Below are 17643 nucleotides of genomic sequence, written 5' to 3' on the forward strand. Positions count from 1 at the left end.
GCATAACGGAACACGAGGTCTCGACGATGACGCCGCTCGTAAAGGCACACAGCCCTTTGGCGTTCCTGCTGGTCTATGTGCGAGCACGGCCCTGGCACTTCGGGGTGCTGGTCGGCCTGGTCATCGGCGCAGGCGCATGCGGGGTCGCCGTCCAATACGGCATGAAAGCGGAAAATCTACGCTCGTCGGCTTGATACAGCGACTGGACGACGTCCAGGAAGGTTGGCTTCTTATCGACGGCCGCGCAGTCGAAGACTTTGCACAGGACCACCTGCGCGGAGGTATCGCTGTCGTACCGCAGGAAATCAGCCTATTTCGACGTTCCATCATGGAGAATATCCGATACGGGCGCCCAGAAGCGACGGACGAGGAAGTCTGTGCGGCTGCCCGAGATGCGCATTGCGACGGGTTCTACGCAAGCAAGAGCATGGCTATGAAACCGTGGTCGGCGAGCGGGGGGCCACACTCTCAGGTGGACAGCGCCAGCGCGTGGGCATTGCACGCGCCTTTCTCAAGGATGCACCAATTCTGATTCTTGATGAGGCGACTGCTGCGCTTGACAGCCGATCCGAACGTGACGTCCATCGGGCACTTCAACGTCTCATGGAAGGAAGGACGGTTATCGCTGTCGCCCATCGCCTATCCACGCTTGACGGATTCGACCGTATCATTATGCTAAGCGCCGGAAGGATTGTCCAAGATGGCAATCCGGCAGATCTGCGTCGCCGGGATGGACTCTACAGCGCGCTCTGGCAAATACAGACGGGCCAGGAGGCGGTCATTCCGCCTCGCACACCGCTTGGTGGGCCCAGTACGCCGGGAAGACGTGCCGGGTTGGCGAGCGCCCGCAAGTTTTAGCTGAATGAAGGTTTAAGCACCACTTTGATGCAGCCATCTTTCTTGTCCCGGAAAGTCTCGTACATTTCTGGCCCCTTCTCCAGGCCAACGGTATGCGTTATGACGAAGGATGGGTCTATTTGGCCTTGAACGATCCGGTTCAACAAGTCGTCAGTCCACCTTTTGACGTGCGTCTGACCCATGCGCCAGGTTAGCCCCTTGTTCATGGAAGCGCCAAAGGGTATCTTGTCGACCAGGCCACCATAAACACCGGGTATGGAAAGCGTACCGCCGGGCCTGCATACATAGATCATTTCCCGCAGGACATGAGGACGATCTGACTCTAGCATGACGGCTTGCTTTACTCGATCATAGACGGCATCTATCGACCGCGTGGCATGCGATTCCATGCCGACCGCGTCAACGCATTTTTCCGGGCCCTTGCCTGCCGTCAGCTCGTTCAAGCGGTCCAGGATGCTTTCCTCGTCGAAGTTGAGCGGGATCGCGCCGCCAGCCTGAGCCATCGCCAACCTTTCCGGAACCCGGTCTATAGCAATGACTTGCCTGGCACCGAGCAATATCGCACTGCGTATCGTCATTTGCCCTACAGGGCCCGCTCCCCATATGGCTACCGTATCCGTAGGTTCGATATCGCATTGGACCGCTGCCTGCCAGCCAGTGGGAAGGATATCGCCGAGAAACAGGACCTGCTCATCAGTCAGACCGTCAGGCACCTTGACATGGGTCGTATCGGCAAATGGCACGCGGACATATTCGGCCTGACCCCCCGGATACCCGCCTGTAAGTTGTGTATAGCCGAAGAGGCCAGCAGTCGTATGGCCAAAAACTTTTGCTGCAGCATCTTTATTACGATTGGTACGTTCGCACACCGAAAAATTGCCGCGCTTGCATTGTTCGCACTCGCCGCAAAAAATCGTGAATGGTATGACTACCCGCTCACCCACTCTCAGCGCATGATTCTCTTTACCCACTTCAACGACCTCTCCCATGAATTCATGGCCGACAATATCGCCGGATTTCATGCCTGGCATGAAGCCATCGAACAAATGAAGATCGGAGCCACAAATCGCACACGCCGATACTTTGATAATTGCGTCGCGAGGATGCTCAATAATGGGATCCGCAACGGTATCGTACCGGATGTCCTGTTTGCCATGCCATCTGAGTGCTCTCATGATTCGCTCCGTAACGTTATTTCGCGACGTCAGGCCGAGCAATCCATATGCCCGAAAATCGATTCGTCAAGAACGTATCCGGAACGGCCATTAAAATGCCCCAAAGACCGGACGAAATGTCCGGGCTTTGGAGCGCTTTACCGTTGATCTAGCGAGGTTTTCTAACGGCCTGTCAATCTTCTTCGACAAACGCCTCGGCACGTTTCTTCCGTATGGAAGGAAGGGCCACCAGCACCACCAGGACAGCGGCGGCGGCCAGCAAGGACATCGATAACGGGCGGGTCACGAAGGTGGTGTAGTCGCCCCGGGCCAGCAGCAATGCCCGCCGGAAGTTCTCCTCCATCATGGGTCCCAGCACCAGCCCCAGCAGCAAAGGCGCGCCCTCGCATTTGAGCTTGCTCCAGACGTAGCCGACGAAACCGAAGGCTGCGGTCATCCAGATGTCGAAGACATTGTAGTTCAGCGAATAGACACCGATCGTGCAGAACACCAGAATCGCCGGGAACAGGATGCGGTACGGCACGTTGAGCAACTTGACCCACAAACCGACCAAGGGCAGATTCAATACCACCAGCATCAGGTTACCGAGCCACATCGACACGATCAAACCCCAGAACAGATCTGGATGGCTGGTCATGACCTGAGGACCGGGCTGGATGTTGTGGATGGTCATTGCGCCGATCATCAGCGCCGTGACCGCATTACCTGGAATGCCCAGTGTCAGCAACGGAATGAAGGAGGCTTGCGAACCGGCGTTGTTGGCGGATTCCGGGCCGGCAAGACCGGCGGGATGCCCTTTACCGAAGCGCTCGGGATTCTTCGAGATCTTCTTTTCCAGGGTGTAGGAAGCAAAGGACGAAAGCACCGCGCCGCCGCCGGGCAGGATGCCCAGTGCGCAACCGACGGCGGTACCGCGAACGACGGCCGGCCAGGACTCCTTGAACTCCTGCTTGTTGGGATAAAGGCTGCCGACTTTACCGGTCAGGTCTACCCGCTGGTCCTTGAGCTCGAGGTTGTTCATGATTTCGGAGAAACCGAACACCCCCATGGCGACCACGGCAAAGTCGATGCCATCCTGCAATTCAGGGATACCGAAGTCGTAGCGGGCAACGCCCGAGTTCACGTCGGTGCCGACCATACCCAGCAACAGGCCCAGCAATATCATGCAGATGGCCTTGGGCAGCGAACCCGACGCCAGCACGACCGCACCGATCAGGCCCAATACCATCAGCGAAAAGTATTCCGCAGGGCCAAACTTGAATGCGACTTCAGCCAGGGGCGGCGCGAAGGCCGCGATCACCAGCGTGGCGACGCAACCGGCAAAGAAGGAACCCAGCGCGGCAATGGCCAGGGCTGCCCCGGCGCGTCCATTGCGCGCCATCTGGTGGCCGTCGAGCACGGTGACGACCGCCGCCGTTTCCCCCGGCAGCGCAACCAAAATTGCTGTGGTTGATCCGCCATAGGCGGCACCGTAATAAATACCGGCCAGCATGATCAGGCCGGCCACGGGCGGCAGGACATAGGTGATGGGCAGCAGCATGGCGATGGTCGGCACCGGGCCGATGCCCGGCAATACGCCGATCAATGTGCCCAACAGGCAGCCCAGCAGGCAGTACGCCAGGTTCTCGAACGAGAGCGCGACGGAAAAGCCCAGGGATAGATGTTCAATGAGTTCCATTTTTCAGATTTCCGTTAGTTGCCGAGAAAACTGGGCCACAAGGGGAAGATCAAACCCAGACCCTTGATGAATGCCCCCCAGACGAACAGGACGATGAATATCCCATTGATCGCAGCGACCTTCCAGTTGAAGATGTGGCTTGCCATGCTGCTGAGAAACACCAGCAGGAAAACCGAGATATAGACACCCAGAAAATCCAGCACGCTGCCGCACAGCGCGACCGAACCGATCACGACGAAAACGATTTTCCAGTCGAATTTTTCGACTTCGGTTTCTTCTGCCTTTTTTGACATTGAACCGAGCATGACGGCCATGCCCAGCACTGCGAGGCAAACGCCCAGCCAGAATGGAAAATACCCGGGGCCCATGCGGGCAGCGGTCCCCATCGAGTAGTCAGTCGCCATGACTGCAAATCCCACGCCCAGCGCGATGAACATGATTCCGGACCAGAAGTCCTCTTTGTTTTGAAGCCGCATAGGGATGAAATCTCCTGCTTGGTCGGGATAAGAAACGCCCGGAACATTCGACCGGGCAAATAGACAACACTAGTCAGCAATACAGGAAAGCAAGAACATAGTGAGTGGGGAATGGTAATAGCGTCACTCACCGAAAAAAAATTCTGGTTTCCCCTTGGTTTCCCAGGGTTTTCCCGTTAAACACCCATTGCCTATTACAAAATCGTTGCAAAACCGTAACCTCGCGGCGGTTAACTGAAAGCAAAATGAAAGCAATTCCAAAGGATAATGAAAGAGTCTGGCCAGTGCAAAGGATTTCCATCGTGCCGCGAAATGCAAAGCGATGTATACGCCCGCAGGAATTCCGGTGTAAGCAGCAAAAAAAGCCCTGACGGGCTTTTGATTTCCAGGTGATCTGTTTCTCTCTACGGAGGACTACGCCAGCATCCCTGAGCGACTGCGCCGCCCCTCGATGGGTGGTATTTCGCGCGGCGGCAACTCGATCCCGCGATCCGGCTCGACCGGTGGAATATCGTTCGGATTTCCAGGGGGTGGGACATCGTCAGGTCGCGGCGGTTCGGTCTCGGGGGGACGATCCGGCGGAATTGATGGTGGCATATCAGGCCGTTCATTGGGCACATGCGCCTTCATACCCTCAATATGATCAATATGCATCGTTGACTCCTCTTAGTGCGTCAATAACAAGTTTGCAGGTCTCCCAGCATATGTCGTGCCGGGGGCGATGACGTGGCAGGCATCCGGTTTGCTGCCCAGAACAGGTATTCAACGGATATGAGACTCCATCACCACACTCGAGACCACGAGGAAACAAATGTCAGAACTACCTGAAACCCCTGAGGACCCATCCGCGCCGTCCACAAATCAGCAGAAGGAAGGTGAACGCAGAACGTTGGGCAATCATCCCGCCGACCCTAATGCGTGGCCAAACAAAGTGAATATTCCACCCGGAATAAAGCCCGAAGAGGCGATTGATCCGGGGAATGCAATCCCGGGATCCGCGCCTGTGGATAACCGCTCGGGAAAACAAGAAAAACACAACTAGAACATTCCCTGCCGCTGGGAAAGGCTAGCCGCAACTCGGCGTGCGGCAAATGTATGTTGGAAACAGCAAGCAGGTAACCGTGGACGACGCGGAAGTCGACTATCATGCTGAATTGTCTATTGGTAAGAGCCCGCCGAAACGACGCCCACCAACGCACTCTTGCGAATATCGGTGACCAATGCTGATGCTGCTTGTACAAGACTACATATACATAGATGAACGCGATATCGAGCTCACCATGATTCGCGCACAGGGGTCTGGCGGACAGAATGTCAACAAGGTCTCGAGCGCGGTCCATTTGCGCTTCGATATTGACCGATCTTCCCTGCCAGATGAAAGCAAGATGAGATTGCGCGCCCTCTCCGATCGCCGCCTGTCCAAGGAGGGGGTGATCATTATCAAGGCACAGTCATTTCGCAGTCAGGAAAAAAATCGTGCCGATGCCATCGAACGTTTATTGTCCCTGATACGCGGTGCTCTGCACGAAGATGCAGCGCGTAAACCTACCCGACCGACGAGGTCATCACAACGCCGACGCATCCAGCGCAAGACCTTGCATGGCGAGGTCAAACGCATGCGCGCCAAAATCAACGATTTTCACTGAGGCCAGCCATGCGCCCCTTAACAGACGACGAAGCCATCTTCGACGCCACCAGGCACTGGCTACTGCAGGCCGTCATCGGGTTGAACCTTTGTCCCTTCGCGAAAAATGTTTATGTCAAGAACTTGATCCGTTACGTAATCATCCGGGCTTGCGAAGAACCGGTCATACTGGCCGACATTGAGACTGAAATTCGTCATCTTTCTGCCACTGATTCAACAGAACTCGATACGACTTTGCTGATTTTGCCAGATGGCTTCCACGATTTTGACGACTTCAACGGTTTCTTGCCGCGCGCCGAACGGCTGCTGAAACGCACGAAGATGACTGGCGTGCTGCAAATCGCCAGTTTCCATCCAGAATATCGCTTTGCCGACAGCCGACCCGACGATATCGAAAACTATAGCAATCGCGCCCCCTATCCCATCTTGCACCTGCTGAGAGAATCGAGCATCGCTACTGGCCTGCTGGCATTTCCCGATGCATCCGTTATCTATGAACGCAACCAGGAGACCCTGCGCAGACTTGGCCTGGAGGGCTGGAACGACCGGATGCGGAACCAGTTCCATCCCTGAAGTGGTAGGTTCGGTTCTTGCTGCCTATCACCTTTTATGTCACACATAGGAATCCCGACATCATGACTACGGCAAGAAATGAGTTGGAAACAGGAACCCAGCTATCGCGCGACACGCTCAATGCCAAGGAACTGCAGAACATCGACGCTTATTGGCGGGCGTCCAATTACCTTTGCGCCGGAATGATCTACCTGCGCGAGAATCCACTGTTAAGAGAGCCATTGCGTCCCCAGCATTTCAAGAATAGACTACTGGGCCACTGGGGTTCGGATCCGGGTCAGACATTCGCATGGGTGCATCTGAACCGGGTCATATGCAAACACGACCTGGAGATGATGTATATTTCTGGGCCCGGGCATGGCGCACCCGCCGTCATTTCGCAGGCTTATCTTGAGGGTGCCTATTCGGAAATCGATCCCGACAAAAGCCAGGATGAACACGGCATGCGCAACCTTTTCCGGGCGTTTTCGTTTCCTGGCCAATGGGGCAGCCATTGTACGCCCGAGGTGCCAGGATCCATCCACGAGGGTGGCGAACTCGGATACAGCCTCTCCCACGCATTCGGCGCCGCATTCGATAATCCCGACCTTATCGTAAACGTGATGGTTGGCGACGGTGAAGCCGAGACGGGGCCCCTGGCTGCCGCGTGGCACTCCAACAAGTTTTTGAATCCGCTGCGGGACGGCGCCGTGCTTCCCATTCTGCACCTGAATGGCTACAAGATTGCCAACCCGACAATTCTGGCGCGCATCGATCCAGAGGAGCTCGAATTTCTTTTCAGGGGCTATGGGTGGACACCCTATGTCGTTGACGGCAGCGACAGCACCGTGATGCACCAGAAAATGGCCGCCGCGCTGGATGCCTGCATCGAGCAGATCCGAAGCATACAAGAGTCGGCACGCAGTACCGGAAACGCCACCCGACCACGGTGGCCGATGATCATTCTACGATCTCCCAAAGGGTGGACGGGACCAGCCGAAGTGGATGGGCACAAGGTCGAGGATTTCTGGCGCTCGCACCAGGTACCAATAAGCGACCCGGCAGGCAATCCAGAGCACCTCGCGCTCGTGGATCAATGGCTGCGCAGCTACCGGCCGGAAGAATTGTTCGATCACAGTGGCAGGTTGATGCCTTACCTGCGCACGCTTTGCCCCCGGCACCAGCGGCGCATGAGCACCAGCCCGCATGCAAATGGCGGGCAGCTCTGCAAGCCGCTCGATCTTCCCGATTTCCGGCAATATGCCGTTGCCATTGACGGGCCGGGTGTCGAGCGTACGTCGCCCACTGGAGCACTGGGTCCAATGCTGCGCGACGTTATGGCGCGCAACATGAGCAGTTTTCGCCTATTCAGTCCTGACGAAAATGCATCGAACCGGCTGCAAGCGGTGTACGAAGCAAGTCCCAAGACATGGCTTGCCACCATCAAGCCGGAAGATGCAGACGGCACACACGTGGCGCCAGATGGCCGTGTGATGGAAATTCTGAGCGAACACACGGTTGAGGGCTGGCTGGAAGGCTATATTCTCACCGGCCGCCATGGCTTGCTCAACACCTACGAAGCCTTCGTGCATGTCATTGATTCGATGTACAACCAGCATGCCAAGTGGCTCGAGAAATCGAAATTGGAGGTGCACTGGAGAGCCCCGGTTCCGTCGCTGAATATTTTGATTTCCTCCGTCGTATGGCGTCAGGACCACAATGGATTCTCCCATCAGGACCCCGGTTTCCTGGATGTCGTCAGCAACAAAAGCGCGGAGATCACTCGTATCTACCTTCCTCCCGATGCCAACTGCCTGCTGAGCGTCACCGACCATTGCTTGCGCAGCCGTGACTACGTGAACGTGATCGTCGCCGACAAGCAACCGCATCTGGTGTACCTGGACATGGACGCTGCCATCGAACACTGCACCAAGGGCATTGGCGTCTGGGATTGGGCCAGCACCGATAACGGAGCCGAGCCCGATGCCGTCATCGCGTGCGCTGGAGACATCCTGACACAGGAAGCACTGGCGGCCGCGGCCATATTGCGAGAAAGACTTCCCGAATTGAAGGTGCGTTTTATCAACGTCGTGGACTTACATAGACTGCAGCACGAGACCGCACATCCCCACGGTTTGTCAGATGCGGAGTTCGATGCATTGTTCACGACGGATAAGCCGGTCATCTTCAATTTCCATGGCTACCCGTGGCTCATACACAAATTCACCTATCGGCGGAGCAACCATACCAATATTCATGTGCACGGATACAAAGAAAAAGGCAACATCGACACCCCCCTGTCACTGGCCATTCAGAACCAGGTGGATCGCTACCACCTCGCCATTGACGTTATCAATCGGGTACCGGGGCTGGAATCACGCGGGCATGCCTTGAAACAATGGCTGATGGAGCAAATTGCCGAAGGCGTCCTCCAGGCTCATTCCGAAGGCGAAGATACTTCCGATATACGCGACTGGAAATGGCCGGGATCGCCCGACTCAGGTTATATACAAAGGGAGCACTGAGAAGCCCCCGGCCGGATAAACCGCCAGTTGCGCCGGTTTGCCGGGTATCAGGCTTACCTCGTGAGTATTAAGCAGCAACTGCTCTGTGATATGTTGAAGCTCCAGCCTGGCGAGCGGCGCACCGGGGCAAACATGTATTCCCTGGCCGTACAATAAATTCTGACCGGCGTTCTGATCCGGTTTGAACTCATCGGGGTCGCCGAAGACGGTCTCGTCCCGGTTGGCGGATGCCCAAATCAGTGAAAGGCGGTCCCCCTTGCGCAGTTCGCGACCGCCCACAGTTACTGGCTTTGTCACAACTCGGCGATTGGCGATAAGCGGTGCGTGGATGCGCAGGATTTCGTCTATCGCAGCAGGCAACAACGAGAGGTTTTCTCGCAACTGCGCCTGCAAGGACGGTTTAAAAGCAAGATGGTGGGCAATGATGCCCACGCAAGACGCCATGGTGCTGAGTTCCCCGACCGTCCAGTTGCGCAAGATGCTGATGATCTCATCGTCAGTAAGAAGCCTGCCAAATACCTTGTCGCTCAGAAGGCTGGTGGTGATGTCGGCGGGCGCCGCGGAGCCGGCTGTCCTTCGAACAGTGAGCATATCCTTGATATAGCCATCAAACTCAAATGCAATGGCTGCCATCGCGGTTCTGTCGCGTTGCAGGGTCGCCTGGCGGTTCTTTTGTATCCAGGACCGGAGCGGTTCATGCAATTCTTGCGGCCAGCCGAGGTAGGCGCTTTGCATTTGGAGTGCGAACGTCTGGGCAAAATCCCCCATCAGTTCGACTTCCCCTCGGGGCAGCGTGCAAGCGAGCCGAGCGGCAATATCACGACAAACGGGCGCATAGGTGTCAATATATGCCGGCGTGAAATACGAGTCGACAATACGACGATATTCGGAGTGGATCGGAGGGTCCATGCCATTCGGCACTGACAAATGCGCTGACACTTCACTGCTGAACGTCTCGGGATCATTCAGTATGGCCACCACGTCGGCATGCCGGAATACAGACCAATTAAGAAACTCGCTGTGGGCTACCGGGCATGTGCGCCGCATTTGATCATAACCGGCGATCTGATTGTGGAGTACGGCGTCCGCCCGAGGATCCCAGTCGGCAACCGGGCACTGAGTGATGACTTCTTTCACGTAAGACTACCTTGACTTATTGGCAATGACCTCCGCTACTATATATCTTTTACGCCACGACAAGCGAAATCTTCGCCGTAAACCATGATGCAGGTCAATGATTACTCAAGAAGAGGACTAATCCTGCAGTTTCGTCACTTTTGTGCCCTCTACGCTTAAATTCGCCATCAAGCCAGTGTTAGTCAGTACGATGACGCTTACCGGGTCAGCGGCCGTTCGCAGATCCAGCTGACCATCAGCCCCGACCTTGATAATGGCAACGGACGCATCCGCCCCCGCCGTCCAACCATTACTTTGAACAAAGTTATCAAGCGCTTGCCGCGTCATGAATAAGAAGATGATTGCCTTGGACTGCGCACCTATATGCAAACCGGACGATCCCGTTACGGTACTGTAATAGTCCTTGGTTTTTCCGTTCACGCGCAAAGCTCCTTCACCGTACTCGCCGCCGACCACGATACCTGTCGCCAAGACTGATGGGAAAACCAGTACTCCACGGGCTCTGGTGACGAGCTCGTTAGAGCCTTGAACCGTACTATATAGACGATCCAGCGTTGCGTTTACGTTGTCGTCGATCTCTTGTCTACGAGCGGCACCTCTCTTCGGTTTGCTCGACATCGGCGTTGTAGTGCAACCCGACATCAGTAATGCAGTTCCGCCGATCAGCGTTGCGCCCCGGACCAGAAACTCTCTCTTATGCATTTCGCTCTCCTCAGAGTGAGGTACCACCTGCCTGAAGATGGCGCTACGTTAGCAACGCGATCAAAATAATGATGGGAATGGGTATGCCCAGGAAAAACAAAAGCAATGAACGCATATCGGACTCCTTGGTTAAAAAATGATTCTTCAGCCGTCTATCGCATCGCGCCTTCGACCGCCCCAAACTGCAAAGAAACTGGCAAAGAACGCTCCACACAATAAGGCCACGAACGTCCACAATGCCGTGCCCGCTGCCGCCTTGCGCGCCGTATCAGCCGCTTCCTTGGCGGTTGCCTGCGCGCTCTCCAACGTTTGGACGGCTTGCGTATAGACGTCGTCTACGCGCGCCTCCGCCTCTTGCGGACTGAGTTTCGTCCGCTGTGCCACAAGGCTGGCAAGGTAGGATTTATCTTCAGGATCCAAGCTGCCGCTACCCACGTTTTTAACAAGAATGGTCAGCGCCTCGTTATTTCCCTGGTTACCAGTTGCATCGGCAACTGGTTGGTCAGAACGAAAGAGGCTGTCGACGAAGTAGTCCAGCTGACTACTCCCGGGCGCGCTGTCGTCTTGCCCTCCAGCCATCGCCGCGGACCCTCCGGCCACTACGGCCGTCGCTGCGCCGGAGGCAACCGAACCGACCGCTTTGGCACCGCCACTGATCATCCCGCCGATTGCCGAGCCCAGAAACACCGCCGTCACCAGAGTCGCGACTGCCCAGCTGAGCATGCCGTGCGCCGTATCACGAAAATACACTTCGTCGCGATCCGCATCAGCCCATCGGACGCGCAGTCGCCCAGCCAGGTAGCCCCCCATGCCGGAAGCGATGATCTGCGTGAGAGCCAACCAAATCGCGGTCGAGATGCCGATCGTAGTGGCGCTGGCGCCCTCGGGTGACCAGGGTGAGACGGATGACAGACCCAGGCCCATACCCAAAATCACCAGAATTAGGGAAAGCGCTGCGGCCGCTGCCGCACCGGCGAAAATCGCTGGCCACGACGTGGCGGAAGCCTGCGCGGGTGCGACCTGACGGCCGGCCACCCCGTAGGGCAAAGGTTCAGTGTGTTCTCGTTGCATTGTCGACTCCTCGCTACATCATGTTTGCTGGTTTCTTGGCCCGTACAAGTAACGTATAACGCGATCATCGCGTGCGGGCGTGCTGACACAGCAAAGCACGTGCCTGGAATCAGGACACCAACGATCGGCTTACGGTTTTTGATGCCTCCAGCAAGTATCTGCTCGAGACGTACCCCGCCCCTTTCTTCCCTCCCGGGACCTGGCCGGGCTGGCGCGACATTCTATTCATTATTGGCCTGGGGCTATGCAATGGCGCGGCCCAGTTGCTGTTGATTGCGGCCTTTCAGCGCGTCAATGCGTCCACACTCGCGCCGTTCAATTATTTCCAGTTGCTGATGGCGCTCGCCTTCAGCACTTTGTGGTTCAAGCAGGCACCCGATCTCCTGGCACAGGCCGGCATCGTGCTTATCGTGCTTGCCGGAATCTTCCTGGCGACGCGTCGTGATCCCGCTCGGTCAACCCCTCAATAGCCGCGATCGCGCAACACCACGCCGCTCAAGGTCTCGCCAGCCATGTACTGCCTGATTTTTCCGGCGACCTGCTCGATGGTCTCCTCCCGCAGGCTGGCGGCCGCGGTATGGGGAGTAATGGTAATACGTCGGTCACGCCAGAACGGATGTCCCTTTGGCAAAGGCTCCTGACGGAATACATCCAGGGTCGCACCGCGCAGGTGGCCGGAGTCCAGCAGCGACAGCAAGTCTTCCTCGACCAGGTGCTCACCCCTCCCAAGATTGATGACATAGGCGCCGCCAGGCAGTTGCGCTAGCGTGTTGCGGCACAATATCCCCGTTGTGTCCGCGGTGAGCGGCAATAGGTTGATCAAAACCCGAGTACGGGCAAGGAACACAGGCAGTCCACCTTCTCCGGAATAGCTTTCGATTCCAGGTATCTGTTTGGCACTACGGGACCATCCTGCAACGGGATAATCGAGTCCGGCCAGTGTCTGCGCGACTCGGGCACCCATCACGCCCATACCCATCACTCCCACCGTCCACTCTTTCCTTTTAATATTGCCCAGGGGCCGCCAGAGTTGCTGTTGCTGTTGCATTTCGTACTCGTCGAACTGGCGTGAGGCCCGCACGAGTGCATACACGGCATATTCGGCCATCTGCGCTGACATTCCCGCATCTTCCAGGCGTATTACGGCCACGTCTTCCGCCAAACCGGGAAGCTTGACCACCGCGTCCACCCCCGCACCAAGGTTGAACACCGCCTTCAATCCGGATTCGCGCAAAAAGAGGTCTTGAGGAGGGTTCCATACGATGGCCAGCTGCGCGTCTATCGAGGGACCGCCATCCAGCCACGGATGAATTTCCGCAGCTGGAATCAATGCCTGCAACGGCTTCATCCAGCTATCAGGATCGGCATGGGCAGAGGCAAAAATAATTTTCACGCAAGTGGCTCACTATAAGAAATGTACGATAAGTTCATATATGATATATCAACATTATTTAACTTGTCAGGAGCCGATATGTCCTCGTTTTCGCCCGCACAAAGCCGCGATATCAAACACCAGATGCACCCTTATACCAATGATGTTGCCCATAAAACCATCGGGCCACGTATCATCGAACGCGGCGAAGGCATTTATGTTTACGACGATCAGGGCAACAAATTTCTGGAAGCGATGGCTGGCTTGTGGAGCGTGGCAGTGGGATTCGGCGAACCACGGCTGGTGGAGGCGGCCACCCGACAATTGCAGAAGCTGCCCTATTACCATACCTTCACCCATAAGTCCCACTCACCCTCAATCGAGCTGGCCGAAAAACTTGTGGACTACACGCAAGGCCGCATGTCGCGGGTGTTCTTCACCAACTCTGGTTCTGAAGCCAATGACACGGTAGTCAAGATGGTCTGGTATTACAACAATGCACTGGGGCGTACGCAAAAAAAGAAAATCATCTCTCGCAAGCGCGGTTATCACGGCGTAACAGTGGCGTCAGCCAGCATGACGGGTCTGGTCGGCAACCATCGCGATTTCGACCTTCCCTTGCCGCAAATGAAGCACACCAGTTGCCCGCACTTCTACCGTGAAGGCCAGCCCGGCGAATCAGAAGTTGACTTCGCGAGCCGCATGGAGGCCGAATTGGAAGCGATGATTATTCAGGAAGGACCGGAAACGGTGGCGGCATTCATCGGCGAGCCGGTAATGGGCGCTGGCGGCGTCATTGTGCCTCCAGACACTTACTGGGGAAAAATTCAGGCGGTGTGCCGCAAGTACGACCTTCTGATCATCGCCGATGAAGTCATCACCGGCTTCGGGCGATTGGGCAAGCGTTTCGGTTCCGATGTCTATGGAATCGAACCGGACATCATGGTGCTGTCAAAGCAAATCACATCATCATATCAACCGCTGGCGGCGGTTATGCTCAATGACGATGTTGCGTCGGTCATTTCGGAACACAGCGGCAGGTTGGGCAGCTTCGGGCACGGCTACACGGCAAGCGGCCACCCGGTCGCCACCGCTGTAGCGATCGAGAACCTGAACATCATCCAGGAGCGCAAGCTCGTCGAAAACGCTGCAACCACCGGTGCCATCATGCAGGCCGCCTTGCGGGAACTGGCTGGCCATCCGCTGGTTGGTGAAGTACGGGGATTAGGCCTGATCGCGGCCGTGGAACTCGTGGCCGACAAAGAAAGTCGGCGTCCATTCGACCCGCTGGGCAAAGCCGGTGCGGCCGTTTACGGGCGTGCGCACGAGAACGGTCTGATTGTGCGGGCTATTCAAGACACTATTGCGTTCTGTCCCCCACTGATTATCACTCCTGAACAAGTCTCCGACATGGTGGCCCGGTTCGCCAAGACGCTCGATGAAGTCCAAAAGTCTCTCCAGGTCTGACTGCGTGCCTTCCGCGAACCGCCAGAATCCGTTTCAAAATCTGGCGTCACCTACGCTGCTTCAAGAGCAGGTATATCGCCAGATCACGGAAAAGCTGATAACGGGTGAATTGCGCCCTGGCGACCAACTGATCCTGCGCCAGCTATCGTCTGCCATGGGCACAAGTCCCATGCCCGTACGCGACGCGCTTCAGCGACTTGCCGCACAGGGCGTACTGGTGGGGAGACGAACACTATGTGTGCCGACGCTCTCACCCCAGGAACTCGCCGACATCCGCGACATCCGCCTTACCCTCGAGGGACTGGTGGTGGTTCGGGCGGTCAAACTGGCAAATAGCGAAGGCCTTGCCGTGCTGTCCAGTCATTACCAACAGATGGAGGTGGCCGCAGAAAACAATGATTTGCGCCACTTCTTGAAGGCCAATGCGCATTTCCATCTGCAAATTGTGCATATGGCGCACTCTCCGGTTCTGACCGGGATCATCGAACCGCTATGGCTACGGCTGGGTCCTGCCATTAAACTCAGTGATCAGGAGCAACGCCAGTTGCCCCTGACTTTACCGGTCCACCGCAAAATACTGGACGCCTTCAACGCACGGGATGTGGATGCCGCCCAAGAAGCACTGCGCGAAGATATCCTGGATAGCTTTGGGGCCTTGCCAGAAATCGGCTCGTCGTTAGAATAGGCATATTGGTTGCTATGGCAACGGGCTGCACGCTGGCTTTGTGAAGCTTCTCGGGAATCTTGATGAAATACGTTGACTACTACAAAGTGCTGGGCGTCGAACGCGACGCCACACTCGCCGATATAAAAAAAGCTTATCGCAAGCTGGCTCACAAGTATCATCCCGATATGTCGAAAGGAACGGCTAGCGAGGAAAAGTTCAAGGAAATTTCGGTCGCCTATTCCACTCTCAAGGACCCCGAAAAGCGCGCTGCCTACGATGAATTGGGACGGCATCGTCCGGGTGAGGATTTTGTCCCCCCGCATCAATGGCAGGAACACTTCCAAGACGGCACCAGCAACTTCGCCGACGTAGACCTTGCCGACATATTGGCGGCCTTTGCCGCTGCCCAACATCCAGAGCGCCGCGGACGGTCCCAGTCCGCCACGCGTGGGCCAGACTATGAAGTCCCAGTCTCTGTGACCCTGGAACAGATCTACAGCGGTGCCGAAACGGAGATCAGTGTGTCGGTACCCGAATATGATGCCCGCGGATTGCTGCACCAAGTTCCCAAAACGTTTCGTGTCCGCATCCCCAAGGGGGCTACCGACGGTCAACGCCTGCGCTTGCCCGAAAAGGGTGGCAGTGGCTTGCGCGGCGGCAAGGCCGGCGACCTGTATATTGTTATGAAAATACAACCTCACAAGCTCTACCGGGTCAGCGGCGACGACCTGTATATCGATTTGCCGCTGGCGCCTTGGGAAGCGGCATTGGGCGCAAGCGTGCAAGTCCCGACCCTGGGTGGACCCGTGGAAATGACCATCCCGCCCGGGACCACGTCTGGTCGCAAGCTGCGGCTGGGCAAGCGCGGCTTGCCCTCCGCCTCCGGCGCTCATGGCGATCAATATGTCGTGGTCCGCATCGAGGTGCCCAAAACCCTTACAACCCGGGAACGCGAGCTTTTTACAGAGCTTGCCGGCGCCTCGGCCTTCAAGCCATGGGCGCAGTTGCATGCAAGAGGCTAACCATGACCGTTCATATCACCGAGAGCGTCTGGCTTAACGCATCCGACATTTGCTCATTCGAACATCTTGTGCAAGTATCGGGCTTGAGCAATGAAGCACTGCTGGGCCTGATCGACGCGGGCATACTCGAGCCTGCAAACAATGATCCAGCCAATTATTTTTTTCCCGTCGATTGCATTGTAGTGGCCCGCAAGGCGCGACGTTTGCGCGACGATTTCGAACTCGACCCAGAGGGCCTCGCCGTCGCACTCAACTTGTTGCGACGTATTGAAAAACTTGAAAACCAACTGCGCGCGGTACAGGCCCGCCTGACCCAGGACGGCTAGCCGGCGCTTCACTTATACACTGTCTGTTTTGCTACGGACTCGTCATTCCACCCACCAGGAGCACGCCATGAGTCAATACCAAATTGCAGTTATCGTAGGCAGCCTTCGTCAAGGTTCCTTCAATCGCAAGCTTGCGGACGGATTGGCCAAGCTGGCCCCACAGGATTTCTCCTTCAAACAACTCGAGATCGGCGATCTGCCCCTTTATAACCAGGATGACGACGGCAGCCAGGCCCAGTCCGTCCAGCGCCTGAAGAGTGAAATCGCCGCTTCCCAAGGCCTATTGTTTGTCACCCCGGAGTACAACCGGTCTATACCTGGTGTGCTGAAAAACGCCATAGATAACGCGTCGCGTCCCTACGGTGAGAACGCATGGGCGGGTAAGCCGGCCGGGGTCATCGGTGCATCGGTAGGTGCCATTGGCACAGCCATGGCGCAACAGCATCTGCGGAATATACTTGCCTATCTCGATGTCCCAACCCTTGGCCAGCCGGAAGCCTTCATTCATGCGAAAGAAGGCTTGTTTGACGATAATGGCGCTATCGGCGCCGCCAGCAAAGAGTTCCTGCAGACGTGGATGGACCAATATGTGGCCTGGGTCAGAAAACACGCTTGATCGATACTGCGGCGACTGGACGTATTGTTCAGATTTGTTCAAACCGGTCGAAATAGCGTTCGGTGATTTCTTCCTGGCTGGTCACTTCTTGAACTCGTGCCGCAGGCGGGCCCATGTGTAACCAAGACAACATACGATCCACTTGGTCATGAGGCCCTTGAAGCACAGCGTCGACTGAGCCGTCATCGGCATTTCGCACCCAACCTGTTATACCCAGCATATGGGCATGACGGACAGTTGCGATGCGAAATCCGACCCCTTGGACGCGGCCAGTGATACGAACCGACAGCGTTTCGACATGACTGTCGCGATGAAGCTTTTTCATAGTATTCCGAGCAAGTCATTGACAAGCCG

At 56.4% G+C, this 17643-nt stretch carries 20 protein-coding genes and 2 pseudogenes; 13 read left to right on the top strand and 9 right to left on the bottom strand.

Going from position 1 to position 17643, the window contains the following annotated elements; genetic code table 11:
* Positions 1 to 26 precede the first annotated feature (26 nt).
* The 3 genes and pseudogenes from CR155_RS20765 to CR155_RS09385 all read left to right on the top strand — a co-directional run bounded on the left by CR155_RS20765 (position 27) and on the right by CR155_RS09385 (position 858).
* The gene (locus CR155_RS20765; RefSeq protein ID WP_158238253.1) at positions 27 to 194 is read left to right on the top strand and encodes a hypothetical protein; all 168 of its coding nucleotides are present in this window, start codon (positions 27 to 29) and stop codon (positions 192 to 194) included.
* A pseudogene (locus CR155_RS21465) lies at positions 137 to 325 on the top strand (ATP-binding cassette domain-containing protein); the annotation flags it as partial. The gene CR155_RS20765 and the pseudogene CR155_RS21465, both read left to right, overlap by 58 nt.
* A 74-nt stretch (positions 326 to 399) precedes the next feature.
* Positions 400 to 858: an ATP-binding cassette domain-containing protein gene (locus CR155_RS09385; protein WP_439650426.1), complete on the top strand. Its 459-nt coding sequence runs from the start codon at positions 400 to 402 to the stop codon at positions 856 to 858.
* Here the strand turns inward: CR155_RS09385 and CR155_RS09390 are convergent.
* The 4 genes from CR155_RS09390 to CR155_RS09405 form a co-directional block, all read right to left on the bottom strand.
* The gene (locus CR155_RS09390) at positions 855 to 2033 is read right to left on the bottom strand and encodes a zinc-dependent alcohol dehydrogenase (RefSeq protein ID WP_102069765.1); all 1179 of its coding nucleotides are present in this window, start codon (positions 2031 to 2033) and stop codon (positions 855 to 857) included. The two genes, CR155_RS09385 and CR155_RS09390, sit on opposite strands and share 4 nt — an antisense overlap.
* Before the next feature lie 172 nt (positions 2034 to 2205).
* The gene (locus CR155_RS09395) at positions 2206 to 3711 is read right to left on the bottom strand and encodes a tripartite tricarboxylate transporter permease (RefSeq protein ID WP_102069766.1); all 1506 of its coding nucleotides are present in this window, start codon (positions 3709 to 3711) and stop codon (positions 2206 to 2208) included.
* A 14-nt stretch (positions 3712 to 3725) separates the two neighbouring features.
* The gene (locus tag CR155_RS09400) at positions 3726 to 4187 is read right to left on the bottom strand and encodes a tripartite tricarboxylate transporter TctB family protein (RefSeq protein ID WP_102069767.1); all 462 of its coding nucleotides are present in this window, start codon (positions 4185 to 4187) and stop codon (positions 3726 to 3728) included.
* Positions 4188 to 4601: 414 nt separating this feature from the next.
* Complete coding sequence (locus tag CR155_RS09405; RefSeq protein WP_102069768.1) at positions 4602 to 4841, bottom strand: hypothetical protein; 240 nt, start codon at positions 4839 to 4841, stop codon at positions 4602 to 4604.
* Positions 4842 to 4998: 157 nt separating this feature from the next.
* Between CR155_RS09405 and CR155_RS20670 the strand changes: the two genes are divergently transcribed.
* The 4 genes from CR155_RS20670 to CR155_RS09420 all read left to right on the top strand — a co-directional run bounded on the left by CR155_RS20670 (position 4999) and on the right by CR155_RS09420 (position 8909).
* Positions 4999 to 5229 (top strand): hypothetical protein, encoded by a 231-nt coding sequence (locus CR155_RS20670; RefSeq protein ID WP_143705193.1) that lies wholly within the window; start codon positions 4999 to 5001, stop codon positions 5227 to 5229.
* A 184-nt stretch (positions 5230 to 5413) separates the two neighbouring features.
* Positions 5414 to 5833: an alternative ribosome rescue aminoacyl-tRNA hydrolase ArfB gene (gene arfB, locus CR155_RS09410; protein WP_102069850.1), complete on the top strand. Its 420-nt coding sequence runs from the start codon at positions 5414 to 5416 to the stop codon at positions 5831 to 5833.
* An 8-nt stretch (positions 5834 to 5841) separates the two neighbouring features.
* Entirely contained in the window at positions 5842 to 6405 is a 564-nt protein-coding gene (locus CR155_RS09415; protein ID WP_102069769.1) for a DUF1415 domain-containing protein, read from the top strand.
* 62 nt (positions 6406 to 6467) lie between these two features.
* Positions 6468 to 8909 carry a phosphoketolase family protein gene (locus tag CR155_RS09420; RefSeq protein WP_102069770.1) on the top strand — a complete coding sequence of 814 codons (2442 nt, stop codon included), beginning with the start codon at positions 6468 to 6470 and terminating at the stop codon, positions 8907 to 8909.
* Here the strand turns inward: CR155_RS09420 and CR155_RS09425 are convergent.
* From CR155_RS09425 to CR155_RS09435, 3 genes are all read right to left on the bottom strand, one after another.
* Complete coding sequence (locus CR155_RS09425) at positions 8883 to 10046, bottom strand: cytochrome P450 (RefSeq protein ID WP_233214073.1); 1164 nt, start codon at positions 10044 to 10046, stop codon at positions 8883 to 8885. The two genes, CR155_RS09420 and CR155_RS09425, sit on opposite strands and share 27 nt — an antisense overlap.
* Positions 10047 to 10163: 117 nt before the next feature.
* Positions 10164 to 10748, bottom strand: coding sequence for a BPSL1445 family SYLF domain-containing lipoprotein (locus tag CR155_RS09430; protein WP_102069771.1), 585 nt, complete (start codon positions 10746 to 10748; stop codon positions 10164 to 10166).
* Positions 10749 to 10892: 144 nt separating this feature from the next.
* Complete coding sequence (locus tag CR155_RS09435; protein ID WP_233214074.1) at positions 10893 to 11819, bottom strand: hypothetical protein; 927 nt, start codon at positions 11817 to 11819, stop codon at positions 10893 to 10895.
* Between the two features lie 158 nt (positions 11820 to 11977).
* On the opposite strand from CR155_RS09435, the pseudogene CR155_RS09440 reads away from it, so the two are divergent.
* Positions 11978 to 12289 (top strand): annotated as a pseudogene (locus tag CR155_RS09440) (EamA family transporter); the annotation flags it as partial.
* On the opposite strand, the gene CR155_RS09445 reads toward CR155_RS09440, so the two are convergent.
* Complete coding sequence (locus CR155_RS09445) at positions 12283 to 13212, bottom strand: 2-hydroxyacid dehydrogenase (RefSeq protein WP_102069773.1); 930 nt, start codon at positions 13210 to 13212, stop codon at positions 12283 to 12285. The pseudogene CR155_RS09440 and the gene CR155_RS09445 sit on opposite strands and share 7 nt — an antisense overlap.
* Before the next feature lie 78 nt (positions 13213 to 13290).
* On the opposite strand from CR155_RS09445, the gene CR155_RS09450 reads away from it, so the two are divergent.
* The 5 genes from CR155_RS09450 (at position 13291) to CR155_RS09470 (ending at position 17289) form a co-directional block, all read left to right on the top strand.
* A complete protein-coding gene (locus tag CR155_RS09450; RefSeq protein ID WP_102069774.1) occupies positions 13291 to 14658 on the top strand; it encodes an aspartate aminotransferase family protein in 1368 nt (455 codons plus the stop codon).
* Complete coding sequence (locus CR155_RS09455; RefSeq protein WP_102069775.1) at positions 14630 to 15343, top strand: GntR family transcriptional regulator; 714 nt, start codon at positions 14630 to 14632, stop codon at positions 15341 to 15343. Before CR155_RS09450 ends, CR155_RS09455 begins: the two co-directional genes overlap by 29 nt.
* Positions 15344 to 15405: 62 nt before the next feature.
* Positions 15406 to 16347, top strand: a complete 942-nt coding sequence (locus tag CR155_RS09460; protein WP_102069776.1) for a DnaJ C-terminal domain-containing protein — start codon at positions 15406 to 15408, stop codon at positions 16345 to 16347.
* Positions 16348 to 16349: 2 nt separating this feature from the next.
* Entirely contained in the window at positions 16350 to 16673 is a 324-nt protein-coding gene (locus tag CR155_RS09465) for a chaperone modulator CbpM (RefSeq protein ID WP_102069777.1), read from the top strand.
* A 67-nt stretch (positions 16674 to 16740) separates the two neighbouring features.
* A complete protein-coding gene (locus CR155_RS09470; protein ID WP_102069778.1) occupies positions 16741 to 17289 on the top strand; it encodes an NADPH-dependent FMN reductase in 549 nt (182 codons plus the stop codon).
* A gap of 28 nt (positions 17290 to 17317) precedes the next feature.
* Here CR155_RS09470 and CR155_RS09475 read toward each other — a convergent pair whose 3' ends face one another.
* The gene (locus tag CR155_RS09475; RefSeq protein WP_102069779.1) at positions 17318 to 17614 is read right to left on the bottom strand and encodes an acylphosphatase; all 297 of its coding nucleotides are present in this window, start codon (positions 17612 to 17614) and stop codon (positions 17318 to 17320) included.
* Between the last annotated feature and the right edge of the window lie 29 nt (positions 17615 to 17643).

The sequence above is a fragment of the Pollutimonas nitritireducens genome, from assembly GCF_002849615.1.
Taxonomy (GTDB): domain Bacteria; phylum Pseudomonadota; class Gammaproteobacteria; order Burkholderiales; family Burkholderiaceae_B; genus Pollutimonas; species Pollutimonas nitritireducens.

Coding starts and splice junctions, on each gene's coding strand:
- CR155_RS09450 (WP_102069774.1), top strand. CDS start 13,291: ATGTCCTCGTTTTCGCCCGCACAAAGCCGCGATATCAAACACCAGATG.
- CR155_RS09435 (WP_233214074.1), bottom strand. CDS start 11,819: ATGCAACGAGAACACACTGAACCTTTGCCCTACGGGGTGGCCGGCCGT.
- CR155_RS09390 (WP_102069765.1), bottom strand. CDS start 2,033: ATGAGAGCACTCAGATGGCATGGCAAACAGGACATCCGGTACGATACC.
- CR155_RS20670 (WP_143705193.1), top strand. CDS start 4,999: ATGTCAGAACTACCTGAAACCCCTGAGGACCCATCCGCGCCGTCCACA.
- CR155_RS09470 (WP_102069778.1), top strand. CDS start 16,741: ATGAGTCAATACCAAATTGCAGTTATCGTAGGCAGCCTTCGTCAAGGT.
- CR155_RS20765 (WP_158238253.1), top strand. CDS start 27: ATGACGCCGCTCGTAAAGGCACACAGCCCTTTGGCGTTCCTGCTGGTC.
- CR155_RS09465 (WP_102069777.1), top strand. CDS start 16,350: ATGACCGTTCATATCACCGAGAGCGTCTGGCTTAACGCATCCGACATT.
- CR155_RS09405 (WP_102069768.1), bottom strand. CDS start 4,841: ATGCATATTGATCATATTGAGGGTATGAAGGCGCATGTGCCCAATGAA.
- CR155_RS09455 (WP_102069775.1), top strand. CDS start 14,630: ATGAAGTCCAAAAGTCTCTCCAGGTCTGACTGCGTGCCTTCCGCGAAC.
- CR155_RS09415 (WP_102069769.1), top strand. CDS start 5,842: ATGCGCCCCTTAACAGACGACGAAGCCATCTTCGACGCCACCAGGCAC.
- arfB (WP_102069850.1), top strand. CDS start 5,414: ATGCTGCTTGTACAAGACTACATATACATAGATGAACGCGATATCGAG.
- CR155_RS09395 (WP_102069766.1), bottom strand. CDS start 3,711: ATGGAACTCATTGAACATCTATCCCTGGGCTTTTCCGTCGCGCTCTCG.
- CR155_RS09400 (WP_102069767.1), bottom strand. CDS start 4,187: ATGCGGCTTCAAAACAAAGAGGACTTCTGGTCCGGAATCATGTTCATC.
- CR155_RS09460 (WP_102069776.1), top strand. CDS start 15,406: ATGAAATACGTTGACTACTACAAAGTGCTGGGCGTCGAACGCGACGCC.
- CR155_RS09420 (WP_102069770.1), top strand. CDS start 6,468: ATGACTACGGCAAGAAATGAGTTGGAAACAGGAACCCAGCTATCGCGC.
- CR155_RS09430 (WP_102069771.1), bottom strand. CDS start 10,748: ATGCATAAGAGAGAGTTTCTGGTCCGGGGCGCAACGCTGATCGGCGGA.
- CR155_RS09475 (WP_102069779.1), bottom strand. CDS start 17,614: ATGAAAAAGCTTCATCGCGACAGTCATGTCGAAACGCTGTCGGTTCGT.